Annotated in this window: 21 protein-coding genes and 1 pseudogene; 9 read left to right on the top strand and 13 right to left on the bottom strand. The window is 69.5% G+C overall.

Features of this window, described 5'->3' with window-relative positions; all coding sequences use genetic code 11:
* Positions 1-29 precede the first annotated feature (29 nt).
* Positions 30-728 (top strand): 2-phosphosulfolactate phosphatase, encoded by a 699-nt coding sequence (locus BLU79_RS31245; protein ID WP_093909352.1) that lies wholly within the window; start codon positions 30-32, stop codon positions 726-728.
* 476 nt (positions 729-1,204) lie between these two features.
* Here BLU79_RS31245 and BLU79_RS31240 read toward each other — a convergent pair whose 3' ends face one another.
* The 5 genes from BLU79_RS31240 to BLU79_RS31220 form a co-directional block, all read right to left on the bottom strand.
* Positions 1,205-2,071, bottom strand: a complete 867-nt coding sequence (locus BLU79_RS31240) for a GNAT family N-acetyltransferase (RefSeq protein WP_093909291.1) — start codon at positions 2,069-2,071, stop codon at positions 1,205-1,207.
* A gap of 802 nt (positions 2,072-2,873) precedes the next feature.
* A complete protein-coding gene (locus BLU79_RS31235; RefSeq protein ID WP_093909290.1) occupies positions 2,874-4,631 on the bottom strand; it encodes an NlpC/P60 family protein in 1,758 nt (585 codons plus the stop codon).
* 228 nt (positions 4,632-4,859) lie between these two features.
* A complete protein-coding gene (locus BLU79_RS31230) occupies positions 4,860-5,132 on the bottom strand; it encodes a hypothetical protein (RefSeq protein ID WP_256333518.1) in 273 nt (90 codons plus the stop codon).
* A 346-nt stretch (positions 5,133-5,478) separates the two neighbouring features.
* A complete protein-coding gene (locus BLU79_RS31225) occupies positions 5,479-6,129 on the bottom strand; it encodes a uridine kinase family protein (protein ID WP_093909288.1) in 651 nt (216 codons plus the stop codon).
* A 92-nt stretch (positions 6,130-6,221) separates the two neighbouring features.
* Positions 6,222-6,854, bottom strand: a complete 633-nt coding sequence (locus tag BLU79_RS31220) for a TetR/AcrR family transcriptional regulator (protein WP_093909287.1) — start codon at positions 6,852-6,854, stop codon at positions 6,222-6,224.
* A gap of 238 nt (positions 6,855-7,092) precedes the next feature.
* Here BLU79_RS31220 and BLU79_RS31215 point away from each other — a divergent pair, with 238 nt between their 5' ends.
* A complete protein-coding gene (locus tag BLU79_RS31215) occupies positions 7,093-8,493 on the top strand; it encodes an MFS transporter (protein ID WP_093909286.1) in 1,401 nt (466 codons plus the stop codon).
* The gene (locus BLU79_RS31210; RefSeq protein ID WP_093909285.1) at positions 8,490-9,713 is read left to right on the top strand and encodes an FAD-dependent monooxygenase; all 1,224 of its coding nucleotides are present in this window, start codon (positions 8,490-8,492) and stop codon (positions 9,711-9,713) included. Before BLU79_RS31215 ends, BLU79_RS31210 begins: the two co-directional genes overlap by 4 nt.
* 81 nt (positions 9,714-9,794) lie before the next feature.
* On the opposite strand, the gene BLU79_RS31205 is transcribed toward BLU79_RS31210, so the two are convergent.
* Both BLU79_RS31205 and BLU79_RS31200 read right to left on the bottom strand, forming a co-directional pair.
* Positions 9,795-10,478 (bottom strand): response regulator, encoded by a 684-nt coding sequence (locus BLU79_RS31205; RefSeq protein ID WP_093909351.1) that lies wholly within the window; start codon positions 10,476-10,478, stop codon positions 9,795-9,797.
* Between the two features lie 5 nt (positions 10,479-10,483).
* Entirely contained in the window at positions 10,484-11,686 is a 1,203-nt protein-coding gene (locus BLU79_RS31200; protein WP_093909284.1) for a sensor histidine kinase, read from the bottom strand.
* A gap of 143 nt (positions 11,687-11,829) precedes the next feature.
* Between BLU79_RS31200 and BLU79_RS31195 the strand changes: the two genes are divergently transcribed.
* From BLU79_RS31195 to BLU79_RS31185, 3 genes are read left to right on the top strand one after another with little or no spacing between them, the layout of a single operon-like run.
* Positions 11,830-12,966: a glycosyltransferase 87 family protein gene (locus BLU79_RS31195; RefSeq protein ID WP_093909350.1), complete on the top strand. Its 1,137-nt coding sequence runs from the start codon at positions 11,830-11,832 to the stop codon at positions 12,964-12,966.
* Positions 12,963-14,129: a glycosyltransferase family 4 protein gene (locus tag BLU79_RS31190; protein WP_093909283.1), complete on the top strand. Its 1,167-nt coding sequence runs from the start codon at positions 12,963-12,965 to the stop codon at positions 14,127-14,129. Before BLU79_RS31195 ends, BLU79_RS31190 begins: the two co-directional genes overlap by 4 nt.
* 32 nt (positions 14,130-14,161) lie before the next feature.
* Positions 14,162-14,902 (top strand): DUF1963 domain-containing protein, encoded by a 741-nt coding sequence (locus tag BLU79_RS31185; RefSeq protein ID WP_177001248.1) that lies wholly within the window; start codon positions 14,162-14,164, stop codon positions 14,900-14,902.
* A gap of 45 nt (positions 14,903-14,947) precedes the next feature.
* On the opposite strand, the gene BLU79_RS31180 is transcribed toward BLU79_RS31185, so the two are convergent.
* Complete coding sequence (locus BLU79_RS31180; RefSeq protein WP_093909281.1) at positions 14,948-15,859, bottom strand: alpha/beta fold hydrolase; 912 nt, start codon at positions 15,857-15,859, stop codon at positions 14,948-14,950.
* A gap of 114 nt (positions 15,860-15,973) precedes the next feature.
* Here BLU79_RS31180 and BLU79_RS31175 point away from each other — a divergent pair, with 114 nt between their 5' ends.
* Positions 15,974-16,591, top strand: a complete 618-nt coding sequence (locus BLU79_RS31175; protein ID WP_093909280.1) for a TetR/AcrR family transcriptional regulator — start codon at positions 15,974-15,976, stop codon at positions 16,589-16,591.
* Between the two features lie 12 nt (positions 16,592-16,603).
* Here BLU79_RS31175 and BLU79_RS31170 read toward each other — a convergent pair whose 3' ends face one another.
* A complete protein-coding gene (locus tag BLU79_RS31170) occupies positions 16,604-17,251 on the bottom strand; it encodes a ribonuclease FAU-1 family protein (RefSeq protein ID WP_093909279.1) in 648 nt (215 codons plus the stop codon).
* 148 nt (positions 17,252-17,399) lie between these two features.
* Between BLU79_RS31170 and BLU79_RS31165 the strand changes: the two genes are divergently transcribed.
* Positions 17,400-18,440 (top strand): vWA domain-containing protein, encoded by a 1,041-nt coding sequence (locus BLU79_RS31165; protein WP_093909278.1) that lies wholly within the window; start codon positions 17,400-17,402, stop codon positions 18,438-18,440.
* A gap of 32 nt (positions 18,441-18,472) precedes the next feature.
* Positions 18,473-18,604: pseudogene (locus tag BLU79_RS49290) on the top strand (TOBE domain-containing protein); the annotation flags it as partial.
* Here the strand turns inward: BLU79_RS49290 and BLU79_RS31160 are convergent.
* From BLU79_RS31160 to BLU79_RS31145, 4 genes are all read right to left on the bottom strand, one after another.
* Entirely contained in the window at positions 18,586-19,746 is a 1,161-nt protein-coding gene (locus tag BLU79_RS31160; RefSeq protein WP_093909277.1) for an NAD-dependent formate dehydrogenase, read from the bottom strand. The pseudogene BLU79_RS49290 and the gene BLU79_RS31160 sit on opposite strands and share 19 nt — an antisense overlap.
* A 152-nt stretch (positions 19,747-19,898) precedes the next feature.
* Positions 19,899-20,729 carry a M55 family metallopeptidase gene (locus BLU79_RS31155; RefSeq protein ID WP_093909276.1) on the bottom strand — a complete coding sequence of 277 codons (831 nt, stop codon included), beginning with the start codon at positions 20,727-20,729 and terminating at the stop codon, positions 19,899-19,901.
* 93 nt (positions 20,730-20,822) lie between these two features.
* Positions 20,823-21,434 (bottom strand): HAD family hydrolase, encoded by a 612-nt coding sequence (locus BLU79_RS31150; RefSeq protein WP_093909275.1) that lies wholly within the window; start codon positions 21,432-21,434, stop codon positions 20,823-20,825.
* Positions 21,435-21,438: 4 nt separating this feature from the next.
* Positions 21,439-22,197, bottom strand: coding sequence for a DeoR/GlpR family DNA-binding transcription regulator (locus BLU79_RS31145; RefSeq protein ID WP_093909274.1), 759 nt, complete (start codon positions 22,195-22,197; stop codon positions 21,439-21,441).
* Positions 22,198-22,259: the final 62 nt, after the last annotated feature.

The following is a 22,259-nucleotide window of genomic DNA, read 5'->3' as shown; positions in this document are numbered from 1 at the left end:
TGATGATCCAGAGGCGTCAGAATGGTGTGATGGACCACCACTTCGTTGGCATACCAGAGTTGACTGGCGTTCCCCGTGTTGCAGTCGTCATCGATGTCATGCGCGCCTTCACCGTCGCTGCCTGGGCCTTCTCGCGCGGGGTCGAGAGGATCGTCCTGGCCTCGACGGAGAGTGAGGCACTTGCCTTGAAGGAGAGCCACCCGGGTTGGCTGGCTTTGAAGGACGGAGCTCCAGCAGCGGGCTTCGACGCGGTGAACTCACCTGGCCTGCTCAGGTCATGTGACTTCACCGGTCGCACGCTGGTGCAGAAGACGACGGCAGGAACCGTGGGCGCGCTGGCCGTTGCAAGCGCACCGCTGGTCTTGTGCGCGAGCTTTGTGGTGGCCGGCCCGACCGCGCGGTACCTGCAGACCGCGGATTCCGGCCCGGTGACGTTCGTTGTCACCGGCGAGGAAGGCAAGGCGGACGAGGACCTGGCCTGCGCTGAATACATTGGTCAGTGTATGGCCGGGGGCGATGCCGAGGCGGCCCCGTATATCCACCGCGCGAGGACGTCTCGTGCTGCGGCAGACCTCGCCGGTGGGCTGCGCAGCGGATACCACCGGGACGATGTCGATCTCTGCTTGGAAGTCGACCGGTTCCCCTTTGCGATGGTGGCTCTCCAGGAAGAGTCTCTTCTGGTACTCCGCCCCGTTGCGGTGCCTGACATCCCGTCCGCCATCCGCTGACGGCCGCGCGCAGGACTCCTGCCCGGAATGTGACCGGGTGAGGATTGGACCGGCCCAGTCGGCTCCAGCTCTTGCAGAGTCCCTGGACCGTCGCACGTTACGTCCGGTGCGGTCGGGTCATTGTCGCCGGAGTGTGCGCGGTGTAGGTCACGACTCTGGCCGTGCCGGTCACCACGACTGCGTCGCGCATACAGATCGTGTCGCACGGTCGCCTGGTGCCTTGGTCATGACCTTTGGACGTCCTCGAATGGCCCCGGGGGTCTGCCTGTGGTGGGATCAACGGCACGTGGTGGTTGCACGCAAGGCAGAGCACACGGATGAACCGCCCTCGTCAGCCAGGCTCCCTCGGAGTTGGAGCAGTGGATGTCCGATCGAGCCGAGAGCAGAGCCTCGTACGGCTGCCGCACGAGGCTCTGGCGCGCATGGCCGCCGTACGAGGTGCTGCGGCACGGTGAGAAGGTCCGCAGACCCCGACGTCAGACCTTCCGGATCCGGTCGGCGATCTCCGGCCTCGCCGCGAGCCCGGCCGCCTTGTACGTGGCGACGCCGCCGAGGTTGGAGCTCGGTGTGCACACGCGCACGCTTGACGAGCCCATCTCCCGCAGTGCGGCCGCCCCGGCGACGGTGATCGCCCGGCCATAGCCGCGGCCGCGGTGGTCCGTGTGGACACCCATCGGCTCGATCAGTCCTGGTTTCCCCGGGCCGGCCGACCAGACCGTCACCATCGCCGCGGGGTTGCCCTGGTCGTCGTAAGCACCCAGGCAGCGGGCGTCGGCGTAGAACGGTGCCGCGGACATCTTGTGCCGGTACTCGCGCGTGGGCTTCGTGGTGTTGAACGCGGACCGCAGCACGTCGGCGAAGTCCTGTGCCTGCTCCAGGCCGATCTCCTTGATCGGCACGCCGGGGTCCTCCACCGCTTCGGCGAGGTCGCGGAAGAGCGGTGTCCACGGCTCGTCGGCGCCCCAGCCCTCCTTGGTCAACAGGTCGTGGAGCAGCAGGCCCTGCGGCGCCTCGATGGACACCGCTCCTTCCGGCAGCACGCCGCGCTCGGGCAGCGAGAAGTCCTCGACGAGTCGCCGCGCCAAGTCCTCGTCATGGAAAGCGTCGGAAGCGACCGTCATCCGCACGAGCGTCGGCGAATCCAGCATCCCGACGGCGAGGATCCGTCCGTTCCGGCTCCAGGTCCGCACCGCCGCGGCCGCCTCGGCCGTTCCGAACCGGTAGTTCCAGCCGATGTCCCCGGGATGCAGCTGCATGGGCGTTTCGTCGTGCTGCCACTCCCGCAGCGCCGCAATGGCCTCGCGCACTCCGTCGGCCGTCGGCGTCCTCAGCACAATCGTCATAGCCGGGATCAGACACCCCGTCTCGGTGGTGTGCAACCGAATAACTGACCAGGCGCTTCAAGGTGATGGTGGCGGGAGGTCGATGGCGAGTCCTGTCCCGGCGAGGAAGCCGTCGAGGGCGTCGGGGCGGTACCTGCCGCCCGCGCGCCGGAACCTCGTGACGGGCAAATCCCGTTTCTTGTGCCCGGTCGGCCGACGAGTCGTCCCCGGAGTCCTCAGGGGCTCGCCACCCGGCTCAGAGAGGTAGGCCTGCCCACCAACGCGGCGCCCGGAACACGGCCGTGATGGGGATGGCTGAAGACCTCCCGCCGGTCATCATCAGTGACCTCTTCGGCGTTCATCGAAACACCACCCAGACCTGGTCCGTGCTCACCCAAAGCAGCTGGGCTGACTACCTCGCCGCACTCAGAGACACCGAATAGCACAGGGTTCGAACATCTCCTCTTCACCAGTAGGCCAGGCCCTCCTCGATCTCGGCGACACCCCGCCCGCCCACCAGCTCGTCACCGAACGGCTCCTGCCCGCGCCCGGGACAAGACACGAGGTGTCTTCCAGACCTTCCGGGCCCCGAGCTACCTCGATCTGAAGGAACCCAACCCCGCTGCGTCCGCCTCGTCGACGACCTTCTCCCCCGCTTCCATGGCCGGGAACGTCACGGGCGGCGTACGCCGACTCGGCGTCGGAGGACGTCGCCCTGGGGCGGGAAGAGGCGAGGATGTCCGGCAGGTGCAGTCGTTCCCGAACTTCGGGATCCACACCACCGGTTCTGGTGGGACGGCGGCTGGACGGCTCCTGACGCGGCTCAGATTCGGCGTACGGTGTGCAGTGTCTTGGCGTACGTCCCCGAACCGTCGAGCAGGGACGCGCCGCCCAGGTCGGACATGGTGGGCCCGTTGACCGTCTTGCGGCTGGAGAGGAAGCGGCGTTTGCCGCCGCCGTCGAGACCCACATAGATGCCGACGTGATCGACGGTCAGGCTGACGCCGTCGTCACTGGAGTCGGCGTTGAACAGCACCAGGTCGCCCGGCTGGAGCAGGGCCGCGGCGGGCGGGGTGGTCCCGGTGGCGCGGTCGACGACCACGCCTGGCGCGTGGTCTGCTATGTGCCGGGACTTGCGCGGGATCCGGGTGCCCGAGGTGTCCTCCTCGGCGGCCAGCGGGACGCTCAGGTGGTAGCCGTAGACCATGCGCGTATAGCCGGAGCAGTCGAGGTTGCCGACCTGCTTGCTGGATGGCCCCTTGTACGTGCCGTCCGGGAAGGTCCAGCCCACCTTCATGTACTCATGGAAGTCGGCGCCTTCGAGCCGGTAACCCTGCGCGTCGAGATAGCCGTACCCGGCCTCGCCCAGCACTTGCCTGCCCTGGGCCGGTCCGGCGCCGGCCGTGACCGCCGGAGCGCCGCCGAGGAACATCGCAGCGTACGCGAGTACGTCCGGGACGGTGGATCCGGCCCAGCCTCGGATCATCTGCTCCAGATCGGCCGTCCAGGTGCCGTCGAACGGCTCGGGCAGCAGCCGCACCCAGTCGCCGTGGGTGACGGTCGGCAGGGCCGCCCAGTTCGCGGCGTCCACCTCGAGGCGGCTCACGGACAGTCGGACCGGCAGGTTGGTGCAACCGTCGTTGGCCAAGGCGCGCAGGCCCACCCGGCCCTTGGTCAACGTGGGCGTGGAGTCGGTGACGTCGAAGGCCCACGAAGACGGTTCCGCCGACGCGGACTGCCAGGCCTTCGCCCGGATGCGGGCGCCATCCCGCCGCACCCGGATCGTCCAGTCGGTCCCCGCCGGCACACCCGTGGCCAGTGTGACCGCCGTTTCCAGCGGGGTCACGTCGTTGTTGACCTCCTTCTCCAACCGCATCTCGACCGCGCCGGAGGTGAGGAAGGACAGCCGGGCCCGGTAGTGGTTCTGGGTGCTGCCGTAGCCGAAGGTCAGCGCGAACGAACAGGCCTGACCTATGGGGATCTTGTCGAACCTGGCCGTGCAGCGCACGTCGACGTCGGTGATCTCGTCATCGCGCAGGCTGGCGTGCCGGCTGTACCCGGCGGTCGTGAGGTCGATGATTCCGGTGCCCGGCACCACCGAGAAGTCGGTCTTGAGGGTTTCGGACGTGACCCACCTGCCGCCGCCCGGCGAGGTGCCCCAGTACACCCGGTCCTCCTCGTCCAGTGCGAGGTCCGGCAGCGTCCGCTGGAAGTCGTCCACGAAGGGCCGCTTGTTCTCCGCGAAGGTCCGCTGTGGTCCGGGCAGTACGACGGTTCGCGCGCCGTGCGTCAGCAGCGCGACGCGCTTGCCGCCGGAGGTGACCTCGGTACGGGTCGGGGTGCTGGAGAGCACGGTGGCGGTGAGTGGGGTGGTGAGGGCCACCGGAGTGAAGTACGCGGCGCCCAGCGGCGCCATGGTCACCCACGAACGGGCCGAGGACAGGCCACCCGGCCCCGGGAAGGCCGGCACGTCCGCCGCCGCGGCGGCACGCGCCGGGGCGGCGGCCAGACCGGTGAGCGGGGCAGCGGCGGCAGAGGCCGCGAAGGCCGCGAGGAGCCTTCGTCGAGATGTGTGAGACATGTGTTGAATGATCCTTTACCGCCCACCCAAGCGTCCCGGCACCCCCGACTTCGGCCAGTGCCAAGCGAACGGGGCGGTCCGGCCGGCCACGCAGGAGGGCTATGTCACCGACCGATCCAGCCGGGCCATCGACCAGCTCGGCAGCGACGATCTGGGGTACCACCGGGGAACACCGGCGCCCGCGCCCGCACCGGTTGTCACCAGAAACGTCCTCGTCCGCGGACCTCGTCAGTTCGAACCCCGCTCCGGCATGGGCCGGTAGCGGGTGAGCCCCGGCGTCTTGCCCTCCGGTGGGTATTCGCAGTCGAGGCTGGTGACCTCGTAGTCATTGCCCTCGTTCTGCTCCTGGTCGACGACCACCGTCGCGGTGCAGGCGCGGCCGTGCTCGTCGGTGAACGTGACGACCTCGCTGTAGTCCGTCGGTGGCGAGCCACACCCCGCGAGCACCAGCACCGCAGCCCCGGCGGCCACCACTGCGCCAAACCTCAACCGCTGTCCCATACGACACCCTCCCCGTCCGACCCTGCCCAACGACTCGGTCACCGGCCACGAAGACCTGCCGGGAGCGTAAGGAGACCCTTCCGGGAGGGGTCCCACGCGCACGGCACCCACCTGGGCACCCACCGGCGGGTCGTGGAGCGCGGTTTCGCCTGGCTCCACGGATCACCACATCGTCGGTGGTGAGCGACAGTTGGCAGGAGTTGAGGCCAATCAGGACGACGGTGGCACGGCAGCGGCCCGCTCCACGGCCGGCCGCAGCGCCCGGGGCCTGACCGGAGGTCTCGAGACGTAGCTGGTACCTCGTCAAAGCCCTGTCTCGGGACCAACCATTGAGGGAAAACGCCCTCTACGGGCTGGTCGGCGGGGCGACGACCAACTCGGTGTCCGGGTCGTGGTCGATCTGCGGTGGGCCGGCGACGATCATGGCGGCTCTGGCCCATGGCCGTTCTCGCAGCATGAACGGCACTTCTTCCAGCAGCCAGTTCGCCACATGCTCCCGCTGCTCGGGCGAGTCACCGTCGCGGACGACCAACAAGCGCTCCTGCTCATCGAGGTCACCCTGCATCCACACCGAGGCGTCCAGCCACGGGGCAAGCTCTTCGCGGATGATGCCGGTTCCCTCGACCCAGATGAAGTCGGTACGAGCTGGGATGGTGATCGATCCGGGCCGGTCGTGGATGATCCAGGCATCGGGGCGGAAGTCCACCGCCTCTCCCCGGTGCAGGGGTTGCAGGATGTTCTCGACGAGTACGGCGCCCCAGTCGAAGTAGGCGTGATTCCAGGCGATGTCGTCGGTGTGCAGGGTGGCGGAGTTGGGCACCACCCTGCGCAGGCGCTCGGCCAGGGTCGTCTTGCCGGCGCCGCCCCGGCCGTCGATCGCGATCACCCGCGGACGTCCGGTGACGTCGGGTGAGGCGTCGCGCAGATGCCGGACGGCGTCGACCACGGTCACCACCCGCCAGTCAACGGCCTCGGTCTCGCCTGGATGCAGACGCATCGTCAACCTGCCTCCGGAAGTGAGGACACACGTCCGGCCTGCCCGGACGCTCCGCCGGTCGCCTGACCGTATCGACGTCCTGGTCCTCAGCCCTACACGGTTCGGTACGCCCGGAGAAAGGTCCGCACTCCCTCCACGATGAGCGGCCGGACGCGGCTGTCCTCCGCGGCATTCGCGGAACCGAGCCTGTCCAGCGCGACACCGAAGGTCAGCGCGATGAACTGGTCGGCCGCGAGTCGGGGGTCGGGGACGTCGAGCAGGCCGGCCGCGGCGAAGGCGGCGAGCCGTTCGGCGAGGGCCTCGTCGGGGGTGTCGGCCATGGAGTTGTAGCCCCGGTGCGGCAGATGGCCGGATTCCGCCCGGACCAGTCGTTGCAGCGTTGCGTACTCCGCCGAGTCGAGCATGTCGGTCGAGATGCGCATCGAGAACGTGACCAGGGCGTCCTCGAGGTCGGCGGCCTCGGTGAGGTCGGTGAGGGTGTCGTCGAGGGTGCGCCGGATCGTGGTGATCATTGAGTGGCCGATGGCGTCGACGACTGCCTGCAGCAGCGTCTGCTTGTCGCCGAAGTAGTCGTAGACCGTCCGCTTGGACACCTCGGCCCGGGCTGCGACCGCGTCGACGCTGGTCCGGTCGAAGCCGTCGGCGAGGAACAGTTCCCGGGCCGCCGAGAGGATGGCTGCCCGCTTCGGCGTGGATCCCTCGCGCAGGCTCTTGGTGGTCGGCATGGGCACATCTTAACCGTTCTACACTGCACGGTGTAGTGTAGTGTCCGGCTCATGGCGCGCGCCGCACTCGCACACCCGCTCCGCCCGGCGGAGCCGCGCAAGCGCCAACAGCACCATGCACACCGCGCCCTGCATGAACGCCGCTGTGTCCGCGCCGGACCACCCGGCAGGACGTCGGCAGGGCTAGGGGTACGGCCGACCCCTGCTCGCCCGGCAATGACGGAAGGGACGTACGTCCATGACCACAACTCTGGCTCCCCCGGTCCGCATCGGGAGGGCGGCTGTCGGGGCCCTCGGCATGCTGGCAGTCGCCACCGGTGCCTTGGAGTCGGTGGTGACACCGACGCTTCCGCTCCTGCAACGCGATCTGGAGATGAGTCCCGCCGAAGGGGCGTTACTCAGCATCATGCTCCTCATCACCGGCGCGCTCGTCACTCCGGTCGCAGGCAAGTTAGGCGACCGCTACGGCGGAAAACGGGTCCTGATCCGGCTGATGGCGGTGGTCTCGGCCGGTGGTCTGGTGTCGGCCCTGGCGCCGAACCTGCCGGTGCTGCTGCTCGGTCAGGTACTGCAGGGGGCGATGGTGGGCGCGCTGCCCCTGTCGTTCATCCTGGTGCGCGCACACCTCCCCGCAGGAGAGTCGAAGGTGGCCATCGGGGTGGTCAGCGGGTTGTTCGTCGGGGGCGGGATGGCGGGAACGCTGTCGGCCGGGCCCGTGGCGGAAGGGCTGTCCCGGCACTGGATGTTCGCGCTGCCGACGATCGCGGTCATCGGGGCCACCGTCCTGGTGAACAGGCTGATGCCGCATGATCCGCCGGGGCGGTCCGACGACGACGCCGGGGTCGACTGGCCCGGCCTGGTTCTCCTGAGCGGGACACTGATCACGCTCATGCTCGTGCTCGCCCTGGCGCCCGACCTCGGCTCGCAGCCACTCGTGCTCGGCGCCCTCATCGTGGTTCTGGCCGCCTTCGCGACCGGATGGACGGCCGTGGAGCGTCGTGCGGCCTCGCCGATGGTCGATCTGCGCATGCTGGCACGGCCTGCGGTGTGGAGGTCGTGCGTGCTGACGTTCGTGATCTGCGTCGGTACGTCGGTGGCGGTCTATCTCGTCCCGCAGCTGTTCGCGGTGTCCGCCGACGAGTACGGCTTCGGGGCCGGCGCCACCGAGATCGGCTTCTTCCTGCTGCCGGGCGCCGTGGCCGCGGCGCTGGCCGGACCGATCAGCGGGATCGGGGCGCGGCGTTTCGGCTCACGTGCCGTGGTCACCGCCGGGATCGTCATCATGGTCGCCGCCCTGATCTCCCTGGCAGCCGTGCACACCGAGGTGTGGCACCTCGTCATCGGCAAGATGATGATCGCGCTCGCCAACGGCCTGTGCGTTACGGCGTTGGTGACCAGCACCGCCACCTCCGTCGATCAAGGTGACACCGGCATCGCCACCAGCCTGGTCCTGGTGACTCGCGTGATCGGCTACGCCGTTGGCGTGCAGGTCAGTGGCGCGATCCTCACCGCCGGGACCCCTTCCGGGTCGGATGTCCCGGCCGAATCGGCCTTCGTCACCGGCTTCGTCATAGCCGGCGCCGTCACGGCGCTGTCCCTGCTGGTCGCCCGCACCATGAGCAAAGGAGTCAAGGAATGACCCGCACCGGTCTGTCGAGGGATATCCGTACGACGCCGGGGCGCAAGGTCCTGATTTCCGGGGCCGGTGTCGCGGGGCCCGCCCTCGCGTTCTGGCTGAACCGCTACGGATTCGCGGTCACGGTGGTCGAGAAGGCTGACGCGCTTCGTGGCGGTGGCTATCCCATCGACGTACGCGGCACCGCACTTGAAGTCGTCCGGAGGATGGGAATTCTTCCGCGGCTGCAGGACGCGCACATCGACCTGCGCCGGCTGACCTTCCTCGACGGGGACGGCAAAGAGGTGGCCTCGGTGAACCCGCACACCCTCACCGGCGGTGTCCCTGGACGGGACCTCGAGGTGCGGCGCGGGGAGCTGACCGACGCGCTTTACGCGGCGGTCCGTGACGACGTGGAGTTCTTGTTCAACGACTCCATCGACACTCTCGACCAGTCGTCCGGCCACGGGGTCGACGTCACCTTCCGCGGGGGCAGCAGTCGTACGTTCGACATGGTGTTCGGCGCGGACGGTCTGCACTCACGTACCCGCGAGTTGCTGTTCGGCCCCGAAGGGCAGTTCCACCGATACCTCGGCTACTGCTTCGCCGGATTCACCCTGCGCAACACCTTCGGGCTCTCCCGCGAGCTCATGATGTGGAACACCCCGGGCAGGGCCGCGGCGCTCTACGCGGTGGGAGACAACGACGACGTGCACGCGTTGCTGAACTTCGCCCGCCCGGAGGCGCCGTTCGCCGCGTTCCGGAACCCCGAAGCCCAACGGGACCTGGTCACCGCGGTCTTCGCCGACGCGGGATGGGAGGTCCCGGGCATGCTCGCCGCCATGCGCGACGCGGATGACCTGTTCTTCGACGGGGTCAGCCAGATCCGCATGCCCCGCTGGTCCAGCGGCAGGATCGCGCTGGTGGGCGACGCCGCGTACGCACCCTCGTTCCTCACCGGACAAGGCTCCAGCCTCGCGCTCGTCGGCGCGTACATGCTCGCCGGTTCCCTGGCCGACCGGGACCACGCCGCGGGCTTCACCGCCTACGAACACAGCACCCGTGCGTTCGTGACCGTGAACCAGGAGCAGGTCGGCGAGGGCGATGCCGCGCTCTTCCCGACCACCGCTCGGGCCCTGAAGCAGCGCAACGACATGCTGCGCAATCTCAGCGCCGTGCCCTCCGCGGAGGGGCGACCGGCCCATTCGGCCCTCACCCTGCCCGAGTTCATGCCCATGACGTGAGCCTGGACATGCTCACCGATGTCCGGGCCGGGTGGTGGGTGGGCCGCTGTGGAGGCCCAGTGGAACGGGGCAAGAGATCCCTCAGCCGGCCCCGCCTCCCACCCGCACCAGCCCCAACTCATAAGCCATGATCACGGCCTGCGCCCGATCCCGCAGCTCCAGCTTCGCGAACAGCCGGTTGATATGGGTCTTCACGGTGTGATCCGTGATCGTGAGCCGGCTCGCGATCTCCGCGTTGGACAGCCCCCGAGCGATCAAGGTGAGCACCTCCGCCTCACGCGCAGTGAGCTCTCCCACGGAGTGAACCGGCAGCCGCGATGTCCGCGCATGCACGAACTCGCCGATCACCCGCTTGGTGATCTCGGGCGAGAGCAGTGCGTTCCCGGCCGCCACCACGCGCACCGCGTGCAGCAGTTCGGGAAAGGTGGCGTCCTTGAGCAGAAAGCCGCCCGCCCCGGCCGCGAGCGCGTCGTACACATACTCGTCGAGGCCGAAGGTGGTCAGCATCAGGACCTTCGTCGTGCCCCCGGACCCGGACAGGATCTCGCGGGCCGCCTCGATGCCGTTCTTGTGCGGCATCCGGATGTCGAGGAGCGCGAGATCGGGCCGGGTCTCGGCGGCGATGCGTACCGCCTGCACACCGTCCTCGGCCTCGCCCACGACCTCGATGTCCTCCTGAGTGTTGAGGAGGCTCACGAAGCCGGTGCGGACGACCGCTTGATCGTCGGCGACCAGTGCCCTGATCACACCCAACTCCCTTTCCATGCCGATCACCCGGTCCCCCAGGGAAGCTCCGCCTCCACCAGGAAACCTCCGTCCGGGCCCGCACCCGCGCTGAGCCGGCCGCCGACCAGGGCCGCCCGCTCCCGCATCCCGGTCAGGCCGTGGCCCGCGCCGGATCCTGGAACGGAACCCGGGCCCGGGCCGTCGTCGTGGATGCGCAGTGTGAGCAGCCGGTCGGCGCCGTAGTCGATCTCCACAACGGTACGGGCGCCGGGCGCATGCTTGCGCGCGTTGGTCAGCGCCTCCTGGGTGATCCGGTAGGCGGACAGCTCCCACGCGGCGGGCAGCGACACCCGCTCCCCGGTGACCCTCAGCTCGGCCTCGCCGCCCACCGTCCGGTGCTGCTCGACCAGTTCGGCGAGATGGTCGAGAGTCGGTTGCGGGGCGGTGAGGGCCACGTCCCCCTGGCCCTGGGGGGTGCGCAGGACACCGAGGAGGCGGCGCAGTTCGGCCATCGAGGAGCGGGCGGTGCCCGCGATCTGCTGGAAGCCGTCGCGGGCCTCGGGGGTGAGTCCGGGGGTGGTGTACGTGGCGCTCTCGGCCTGCACGGCGATCATCGACACCGAGTGCGAGACGATGTCGTGCAGCTCACGGGCGATGGCGGCCCGCTCGGCCTCGGCGGCCTGCTGCCGCTCCAGGGCGATCAACTGGGCCTGGGCCAGGTTCCGTTCCTTGCGGGTCTCGTCCCGGGAACGTACCGCGTCACCCATCATCACGGCCCCGAAGATGACCACGGTCAGCAGGAACGACTCGGCGAACAGACTGAGCGAGCCCTTCTCCCAGAGCGCGGGCACCGGCAGGTCCATCCGCGACCAGGTGTTGATGTGCACCAGGTTCACGCACAGGGCCCCGAGCGCGGCGCCCGCGACGGTCACCGCGGGGTGCAGTACCCGGTTGCGGCCCAGGGTGTAGCAGCCGATCAGCCCGCTCGCCATGATCGAGACGTACAGGTTGATGTCCCCGGCGAACCCGAGCAGCCCCGCGGCGACCGTGAGCACCGCGACGGGCGGGAACGACCGCCGCCACATCAGCGAGGCGGAGGAGACGAGGACCCCGATCGTGGTGGTCACGGATCCGGGAATGGCGATCAGCTCCGCCACGGCACCGACGGTCAGGGCACCGCCGGTGACCCAGGGGTAGGCGGGCGCGGCGATCCAGGCGTGGAACCGCTGCTGAAGGGGCGTACTCATGCATCCATGGTTCCGTGCCGAAGCGGGTGCGCGCGTCGCCGCACGGGTTGAGCCTGCGGCCGGATGTCATGCCACGGGTTGAGTCCCAGGTCCGGAGCCTCGGTTGACGTCCTCCGACCTGCGGATTCCTACCGTCGATGGACATGAGGAAGAGTCTTGAACGGTACGTGCGGCACATCCAGAACATACGTCACGAGCGGTACGCGTGGGCCGGCTGCGCGGTCGTCGCGCTGGGGCTCGCCCTGGCCTCGGATCTGGGGCCGCACCGGGTGTGGGGAGTGACGGCGGGGGCGGGCTACGCGGTCGCGGCGGTCCTGGCGTGCGGTGCGCGCTCCCGTCCCGCCGCACCGGTGGTCGCGGTGGCGGGGGCCGTCGTGGTGCCGCTCGTCTCGCTGGTGACGGCCGGGCTCGGGCAGTTGGAGGTCACGGTCGTAGAGCGGTCGGGGCAGCTTCTGGTCACGACCGGCAGCCCGTACGTCGCCGACGCCACGGCCGTCGCCGACTTCAACCCCTACCTGCCCGGGATGGCGCTCTTCGGTGTGCTGCCCGGGGATGCACGCTGGTGGCTGGGCAGCGCCTTCGTGGCGGCCCTCGCCGCGGCCGACCTGCACCGAGCCTGGCTTCTCGCCTGCCCTCCGGTCGCGCTGCCCCTCGCGGTGGGCGGGATCGACCTTCCGGTCGTCGGCCTGATGTGCCTCGGCGTCGTATTCGCCGGGCAGGGGCGGCCGGGCCGGGCGGGACTGGTGCTCGGCGCCGCCGCCGCGCTCAAGTGGACGGCGTGGCCCGCGCTGCCCGTGGCGTTGGCGCTGATCGCGGTACGCCGGGGCCGCCGACCCGCGCTGCGGTACGCGGCCGTGGCCCTGCCCACCGCGACGGCGGCGGTGCTGCCCTTCGCCCTCGCCAATCCCTCCGGCTTCTACGGGAGCGTCATCGCCTTCCCGCTGGGCCTCACCGACACCACGTCGCCGGCCGCGAGCCCACTGCCCGGCCATCTCCTCGCGACATACGTCCCCGGCGGCAGGGTGATCGCGCTCGTGCTCCTCGCGGTGAGCGCGCTGCTGATCGCGGTGTCGCTGGTGATGCGGCCGCCGCGGACGGCACGGGCGACAGCCGCCCGGCTCGCGTTCGGTCTGGGCCTGGCGATGGCCCTGATGCCCGCGACCCGTTTCGGCTACCTGGTCTATCCGCTGGTGCTCGGCTCGCTGGCGTACCGGATGTCGCAGCGCGGCAGCACCACTGTCACCCCTGTCGCCCCTTCCAGGGAGAAGGCCCTCGTATGACGGACAACTCCCGCCCCCGCACGCTGATCGTCACCAATGACTTCCCGCCCAGGCAGGGCGGCATCGAGACGTTCGTCCGTGAACTGGCCGACCGTTTCCCACCCGACGGTGTGGTCGTCTTCACCTCGGCGTCGAGTCCGGCCTCGGCGGAGTGGGCACCCTACGAGTCCTTTCCGTACCCGGTGATCCGCCACCGGGTACGCACCCTCCTGCCCACCCCCCGGGCCACCGCGCACGCCGCATCCGTGGCCCGCCGGTACGGCTGCGACCGGGTGTGGTTCGGCGCGGCGGCGCCGCTCGGCCTGATGGCGGGCCGACTGCGGCAGACGACGGACATACGTACCGCCGTCGCCACCACGCACGGCCACGAGGTGTGGTGGGCCCGCACCCCGGGGGCCAGGGCCCTGCTACGCCGCATCGGCGCGGAGGTCGACGCCCTGACCTGGCTGGGCACGAGCACCCGCCGTCCGATCGAGGCGGCCCTCGCTCCCGGGACCCGCACCGCACGTCTGGTCCCCGGCGTGGACACCGCGGCCTTCCACCCCTTCCTGGACGGAAGCCCGGTGCGGGCCCGCTACGGCCTGGGCCGCCGCCCGGTGATCCTGTGCACGGCCCGGCTGGTCCCGCGCAAGGGCCAGGACACCCTGATCAGGGCACTGCCCTGGATCCGCAGGGCGGTCCCGGACGCCATGCTCCTCCTGGTCGGCGACGGCCCTTACGCCCCCGCGCTACGCCAACTTGCCGTGGCCGAAGGCGTCTTGGACTCGGTTGTCTTCGCAGGCGGCCACCCCCACCACACCCTCCCCTCCTTCTACGCCGCCGCCGACGCCTTCGCCATGCCCTGCCGCACCCGCAGACGCGGCCTGGAGGTGGAGGGCCTGGGCATCGTCTACCTGGAGGCCGCGGCGTCCGGACTCCCCGTTCTGGCAGGCGACTCGGGCGGCGCCCCCGACGCGATACGCGACGGCGAGACCGGCCACATCGTCGACGGCCGCTCGGTGGCGGCGACGGCGGACCGCCTGACCAGACTCCTCCGCAACCCCGAACTCGCCCACGACATGGGCGAGAAGGGCCGTCAATGGGTCCAAACGGCATGGACCTGGGACCACTCCTACGCAACTCTGGCGGGGCTGCTCCATTCAGCGGGAGTAGCGGGGTGGTAGTTGTCATGATCGCCCCTGGCATACTCTGCGAAATGAGTTCGATGGATCCGTTCCGCGACGAAGCCCGCAGCCGTGGCATACCGGAGAACGAGGTCGAGCACTGGCTCGGTACCGTCCGTCTCTGCGCGATGTTGAGCCCCGCTGGTCAGGCGGCGCCCGACGGCCCGGTGGCCGGGCGGCTCGGCGGACTGCCGCCGATGCCCGAGGACGAGCCCGTTCCGGACTTGCCGTTCCTCGCCTCGATCGACCTCGGGGCCATCCCGGCGGGCGCGACGGACCTCCCGCTGCCCAAGGACGGCACGCTGCTCTTCTTCGCGGACACGGAGGACCCGTGGAGCGACGACGACTGGTCCCGGCTCATCTACGTCCCGGCCGGCACACCCGTCTCCGAACGCGGTCCGGGCGGCGAGTGGCCGCCGCAGGTCCACCCGGCCCAGGATCTCCGTCTGACGACCGAGCCCTCGCTGCCCAATCGCGGCTCGGACACGGAGGAGTTCCCGCACGGCGGCGAGCTGGGCTCGGTGTGGTGGGAAACCTGCGGCGAGATGCAGACGGACGGACCGGTGCAGATAGGCGGCTACCCCTGGGTCTGGAACACGGATCCCCTCACAGAGCACGACCACGGCCCGGGCGACTGGGTACTGCTCGCGGAGGTCGGCGGCGAGGATCTGACCGAAGGTGAACTGGGCATCGTCTACTGGGTGATTCGCCGGGAGGACCTGGCCGCCGGCCGCTTCACCCGAGCCCGTGCCTGCTTCGACATGGTCGGCTGACGCAGCCTCATCGGCACCTTCCTGGCCCGCCGACGTGGGGGGGTGTCACTCGACGGAGGCCATGAAGTCCAGCATCCTCCGGTTGGTCTCCTCCGCATGGTCAAGCCACGGCCCGTGGCCCGTGTTGGAGATGATCTCGGCTCGGGCACCGGGGACAAGGCGCGGCACACGTTCCACTTGCTGCTGCGGGTGCACGAGGAGGCTTCGCTTGCCGAGCACCAGATAGAGCGGAGTCCGGACGGTGGACAGCTCCGCTTCGGACAGGGGAAGAGGCGACGGGCGGCGTATGCGGTAGGCGCGCACCGCTGTTCTGATCATCGTGCGCAGTTCCGGCACGACGAGGACCGGCTGTTCCAGCCAGGCCGCCAGCCGCGGGCGGAGCGCCTTGGGCGCGAAGGTCGCGAAGAGTCCGGCGAAGATCCAGACGAAGAAGCGCAGCCCCACCTTCTCGAGGCCTCCGGGGTCGAGCAGTGTGACCGAGGCGAGGCGGCCGGGCCTGCGGTGCGTCTGGTTCAGGGCGAGCCATCCGCCGTACGAGGCGCCCACGAGGTGTACGCGGTCGAGCCCGAGCCCGGCGAGCGTCTCGTCCAGCCATTGCGCGGCGTGTTCGGGTTGGTGGATCGGCCCGCGCTGCACGCTGCGGCCGGGATCACCCGGGGTGTCGATCGCGTAGACCGGGCGGTCCGCGCTGAGGGCGGCCGTGTTCGGGTACCACATGGCGGAGCAGGAGCCCGCCCCGTGCACCAGGACGACGGGGGTGCGGGCTGAGGCGGCCTCGTCCGTGGGGCCGTAGCGGTAGACGTGCGTGGTGCCGAAGGACGTCTCCACATCCTCCTCCGCGCACGCGGGCGCTCCCAGTGCGTAGACCGCGTCGCAGGCCGCGAAGTAGCGCTCCCGCCAGGCATCGCTCACGTAGCGGCCGACATCGGCCTGGGTGCGGGCAGCGGTCTCGGGCATGGCCACCTCCGGCGTCTCGGTTTCGTGATACGAACGTACCACGATGTTGGTACAGCTGTATCATCAAAGGCTCACGGGTAGCGACACCAGGAACGACGAGCGGAGAACCGGCCGATGCCCAAGCGCGTGGACCACGCAGAACGGCGCACCGAGATCGCCGAGGCGCTCGTCCGGGTCGCCGGACGACGCGGGCTGCACGCCGTGGGGATGCGCGATGTGGCAGCGGAGGCGGGCGTATCACTGCGGCTGGTGCAGTACTACTTCCAGACCAAGGAGAAACTGCTGCTCTTCGGGCTCGAGCATCTGGCGGAGAGATTCGGGGAGCGGGTCTCCGCCCGAGTACGGGCCGCCGGGGACAGCCCTGGTCCGCGTACTACGGTCGAGGCGCTGCTGATGGCGGCGCTGCCGACAGACGACGAGAGCCGCATCTTCCACCACCTCTACACCTCATACGCCGTTCTGGCCGTGACCGACCGGGCGCTCGCGGCCCAGCCCTTCATCAAGAACCCCGATGCCGCCGAAGACGCCCTTGCCGGACTCCTCCGGCAGGCGCAAGAAGCAACTCTGCTGGAGCCCGGCGTGGACGCGCAGTTGGAGGCAGCCGGTCTGCTGGCCATGTCCGCGGGACTCGGCACCAGCATCCTCGTCGGCCAGCGCAGCCCGGAGTCCGCCACCGCGGTCCTGGACCACCACCTGAACCGAATCTTCCGCACCGGTGATGCGGCTGATTGACGGGCGGCCGCCTCACCGCTCGGGAACCGCCGGCAGGCGCGGCGCGGGCCAGCCCGCCGCCCACCGCCAGGACATCCACGCGGCTGATTCGGCGAATGGGCCGGTGCGTTGCTCGAGCATCGCCAAGACCTGGGCGCGGGCGTCGTCGACGGCCTGATGCTCGGCGTCGGTGATGATGCCGAGCCGTCGCACGTGGGCGTACTCGTCTTCGTCCTTCCACGTGAGGCGGCTGAGGTCAGGTGCGACGGCGAGGTCCACCGCGAGGTCGAAGGTGTCGAACCCGTCCCGCGTGCGACGGGTGGGGTGTTCGAAGTTCACGTACCAGTTGCGCATCCCGGCGCTCGTGTAGAAGGCGTTGATACTGAACCAGGCGGTCGACGGCTTCCACAGCAGCAGCTCGGTGTCCTGCCACACCCCGGGCGCGAGCTCCCACTCCCCCGCCGCCAACGCGTCAAAGGCCTCGGTACGCACCGAACGGTTGCCGTCGGCACGGGCCTTGGCATACAGAGCGGGCCGGCGGGCTTCGGCGCCGGGAGCGCAGGCGGCCACCAGGGCCTCGGGTGTGTCGGCGACGACACGGAGGGCCTGCTCGCTCCACACCCGGCGGCTGCGATACACGTCGCGTCGTACGGCCGTCTGTCCCGCCTTGAAGCGCCGCACCAGATCCTCCTTCGTCGCAGAGCCTGGCCGAGGTCATCTTCTCCTGCGGCGCCCCCATCCCAGGACCGGCGCCCCGCAGACCAAGATCGATTGTCAGTGGTGGGTGAGACGATTGGAGCATCCAGTCGGAAGCAGGGGGAGCTGTCTCATGTCCGGAAACCAGAACTACATCAATCACGTCGCTCTTGTGCTGGATGCGAGTTCGTCCATGTCGCACCTGAGCCGCAAGGTCGTCGAAGTCGCCGACCAGCAGATCGCCTATCTGGCCCGCCGATCACAGGAGTTGGACCAGGAAACCCGCGTCACGGTGTACGTCTTCGCAGACAAGGTGGAATGCGTCATCTACGACAAGGACGTGCTGCGGATGCCGTCCCTGAAGCAGCTGTACCGGGTCGGTGGCATGACGGCACTGCTCGCGGCCACGCTCAAGTCGCAGCAGGAGCTGGCGCAGACCGCTCAACTGTACGGCGACCACAGCTTCCTGACGTTCGTCCTCACCGACGGGCAGGAGAACGCAAGTCATCGCTGCCCCGATGCGCCGGCCAGGAATCCGCGTGAACTGGTGGCGGCCGTGGCCGAGATGATCGCAACACAGCAGGACAACTGGACCCTGGCCGTCCTTGTGCCGGACCAGATGGGCAAGCGCGAGGCCATGCAGGGCGGGTTCCCGAAGGACAACATCGCCATCTGGGACGCCACGAGCACGCAGGGCCTGGAGGAGGCCGGTCAGGTCATCCAGCAGGCCACCGAGAAGTTCATGGTGGGCCGCGCCCAGGGCATCCGCGGATCACGGGCCGTGTTCTCCACCGGTGCGGAGGCGGTCAACAAGAAGACCATCAAGGCAGCCGGCCTCACCCCGGTGGACCCGTCGCAGTACCAGCTGATCCCGGTGGCTCGTGACGCCGGGATCCGGGACTGGGTCGTCGAATGCGGGCACACCTACCGCACCGGTGGTGCGTTCTACCAGCTGAGCAAGTCGGAGAAGGTCCAGGCGCAGAAGCAGATCGCGGTGCTGGAGAAGAAGACGGACCGGGTGTACACGGGGCCCGAGGCCCGAGCCCTGCTCGGCCTGCCGGACGTGGAAATCCGCGTCAAGCCGGACCACAACGACGACTTCACCATCTTCGTGCAGAGCACCAGCGTGAACCGGAAGCTCGTACCGAACACGCGGCTGCTGCTGATGCTCTGACGCCTGCGAATCCCCCGTCGGATCCCGGAGGGGAGGCTGCGGAGGAACTCGGCCTGGAGGTCGGTATGGAGGCCACCGCCCGGGTGAAGTCGACGAACGTGCACACCGGCCACGTCGTAGCGGGCCGGGTGGTGGCCTCAGCACCTCACTTGGTGACCGAGTAGGAGTGGGCTCCGGTTCCGGCCAGGGCGCCGCCGTCCACGATCAGGTAGTCGTCTCGGATCGGCCGGCCCACGAGCCAGGACTCCAGGATCTCGCGCGTGCCGGCCGCGTACCGGGCTTGCGCCGAGAGCGAGGAGCCGGAGATGTGCGGGGTCATGCCGTGGTGGGGCATGGTGCGCCAGGGGTGGTCGGCGGGGGCGGGCTGGGGGTACCAGACGTCGCCCGCGTAGCCCGCCAACCGGCCGCTCCTCAGGGCGCGTTCGACGGCGTCCCGGTCGACGATCTTCGCCCGGGCGGTGTTGATCAGGTACGCGCCGCGCTTCATCGTGGCCAGGAGTTCGTAGCCGAACAGGCCCTCGGTCTCCGGGTGCAGCGGCGCGTTGATGGTGACGACGTCGCAGTGCGGCACCATGTCGGCGGCGCTTTCGTGGAAGACCAGCCCCAGCTCGCGCTCGACGTCCTCGGGCAGGCGGTGGCGGTCGGTGTAGTGCAGCTCCACGTCGAAGGGTGCTAGCCGGCGCAGGACCGCGAGGCCGATGCGTCCGGCGGCCACCGTGCCGACGTGCATGCCCTCCAGGTCGTACGAACGGGCCACGCAGTCGGCGATGTTCCAGCCGCCGTCGAGCACCACCTGGTGGGAGGGCAGGTAGTTGCGGACGAGGGACAGCGTCATCATCACCACGTGTTCGGCGACGCTGATGCTGTTGCAGTACGTCACCTCGGCGACCGTCACACCGTGCGCGATCGCGGCGTCGAGGTCGACGTGGTCGGAGCCGATGCCCGCGGTGATGGCCAGTTTGAGGTTCTTGGCGGCGGCGACGCGCTCCGGGGTGAGGTACGCCGGCCAGAACGGCTGGGAGATGACGACGTCCGCGTCGGCCAGCTCACGGTCGAAGACGGAGCCGTCGCCGTCCTTGTCGGAGGTGACGACGAGGGTGTGGCCCGCCTTCTCCAGGAAGCTGCGCAGGCCGAGTTCGCCGGAGACGCTGCCCAGCAGGTGGCCGGGGGTGAAGTCGACGGCCTCGGGGGTGGGGGTGGTCTGGCCGCCGGGGTAGTGGTCGATGGCGGGGAGGTCGTCGCGCGCGTATGTGGTCGGGTATCCGTCGGTGGGGTCGTCGTACAGGACGCAGAGCACCTTGGCCATGTCGCGGCTCCTCAACTTGGCTCGGACTAGGTGCAGTTCACGATCCTCGCCGCCGTTCGACCTGGTCAAAGCGTTCCTCGCTATGCCCGTATAGGCGACGGCTATCACCCGTGTCTGTCGAGGTAGGTACGCGCCGGCGAGGACGGAGGGCTTCAGCAGTAGGGCGCTTGGTTGGTGAGAGAGGCTGCTACCCGCATCCATATGCCGAAGAGGCGGTACAGGGCGGGCAGTTCGCCTGTTGCCTGGTTGGTTCTGCTGTCTGTCGTGGTGACCCCGGGGATTCCTGCCAGGGTGGTTGCCACGGATGCCGACTGCCATCGCACGGACAGGGTGGACTGCTTCCTGGTGGCTGCGGCTGCTCGCGGCCGTGTCGAGAGTGCGGCGGCGACGGCCGCTTCGATGTCCTGCTGCGCCTGTGCCATGGGGCGGAGGTCTGCCGCGAAGCGACCGTGTGCGCGCTTCACGGTCACGGTGGTGATCGAGTCGTCCCACGCCACCGCTTCCGCGCAGGCGATGTCGTCACCGGTGAGCGCTACCAGCGGAACGCCGAGTGCTGCCGCTGTGGCCTGGGCGAGCCCGATTTCTCCTACGGGCCGGTCGTTGAGCCAGATGTCCTCGATCTCGTGGCCCATGAAGCTGTGGCTCAGCACGCCAGGGGTTCCCGCGCGGGAGTGATAGCCGACGCAGACCATGGCATCGTGCTCGGGTTCGAGGCTGGCCAGCATGCCCATGGTCTTGGGTTTGCCCCGCAGCAGGCGTGCCGCCGGATGCAGGGACTCCGGGCGGAGATTGCGCATCGGGCCGTGTGCGTCGTTGACGAGGATGTCGGTTGCCCCGGCTGCGAGCGCGCCCCGCACGGCGGCGTTGACGTCCTCGGCCATGAGCAGACGCCCGCGTTCGTAGTCCCGCCCGTCGGGTTGGACGTCGGCGGCGTCTACGAGTCCGGTCACGCCTTCCATGTCGGCACTGATGTAGATCCGCACGCGTGTACCTCTCGGCCTTCCGGTCAGTGATACGCGGGCTGGCCTGCCCGCGCTGCGCAGCTCTGAGGGCGCGAGTGTCGCCCTCAGTGAGACCTACTCGGCGTCACTCTGGGCGAGGTGTTCTCGCAGCCCGGCCGCGGCGGTGAAGAGGTGCCCTCGCATACCGACGGCCTCGGCCGCCCCGATGTTGTCCTGACGGTCGTCGACGAAAAGGACGCGATCCGGTGGCACACGCAGGGCACGTTGGCACCACCGGTAGGCCTCCGGGTCGGGTTTGGCCCGGCCGGTGTGACAGGACAGGGCGCATACCTCGAAGCGTTCGAGCCATGCGTGGTGTGCTTCGTAGTGGCCGGCCAACTCTTCGGGGATGTTGGACAGGAGCGCGATCCGCCGGTCCTGCGCGGCGAGTTCCTCGATGAGGTCGACCATCGTGTCGTCGACACCGCTCCAACTGGCGATGTCGGCCGCGACGAGGCGCTCGATCAGGTGGTCGTCGAAGTGGGTGCCCAGTGTCCTGGCCACCCTGCGCCAGTAGCCGGGGCCGTTCACCTGACCGCGGTCGTATGGCGGACGCAGGGTCCAGTAGGCGTCCCAGAAATCGGGCGCGGGTATGCCCGCCGTCCGGACGATCCGGTCCTTGCCCTCGGTGGACTGGTGGCGCGCGATGACGCCGAAGAGATCGAAGAGAAGCACGGTGCCGGTCATGAGGTCACACCTTCCGTACGGTCACGCCCGCCGCGCTCAGCCGGTCGGTCTGGTCGTCGGTGGCGGACTCGTCCGTGATGACGGCGTGCAAGGCGGAGGCCGGGGCGACGAAGCCGAGGGCGGTGCGTGAGAACTTGGCGGCTTCCGCGACCGCGATGATCCGGCGGGAGGAGGCGATCGCCGCACGTTTGACGGCGGCGTCGTCCAGGTCATAGGCGGTCAGGCCGTTGTCCGCGTCCAGTCCGCAGCAGCCGATGATCGCGGTGTCGAAACGCAGGGCGGTCAGCGACGCCGTAGTGAGTGGGCCGGTCAACGCCAGCTCGCCCGGCCGTGGTCGGCCGCCGGGGACCAGCAGGGTCAGCTGCGGGGCTCCGGCCAGCGCGTTCACGGCGTGCAGGGACAGCGGCAGCACGGTCAGCCGTCGGTGTTCCAGGGCGCGGGCAACTTCCAGGCACGTGGTGCCGCTGTCGAGGACGACGGACTCGCCATCGGAGATCAGCCGGGCGGCCTCGGCGGCGATGCGCCGCTTGGCCTCCAGCCCGTCCTGGGCCCGCAGCGCGAAGGGCGGCTCCTCGCCGCGCAGCAGCAGGCTCCTGGCTCCCCCTCGATAGCGTTCGAGCACCCCCTGCGCGGCCAGGACTTCGAGGTCGCGACGGACGGTCATCTCCGAGGCGCCGGTGAGCCCGGCCAGTTCCGCGACGCCGATGCTGCCGGCTTCCCGTACGGCGTCGGTGATCTGCCTGAGTCGATCTGTACCAGCCATAGCCAGATTGAACATCAGTGCTGTTCGAAAGGCAATCTTTCGAAAGAGAATTACGTTCGATA

Source organism: Streptomyces sp. cf386, assembly GCF_900103585.1.
Taxonomy (GTDB): Bacteria; Actinomycetota; Actinomycetes; order Streptomycetales; family Streptomycetaceae; genus Streptomyces.
This window is presented reverse-complemented; position numbering and strand designations above follow the sequence as displayed.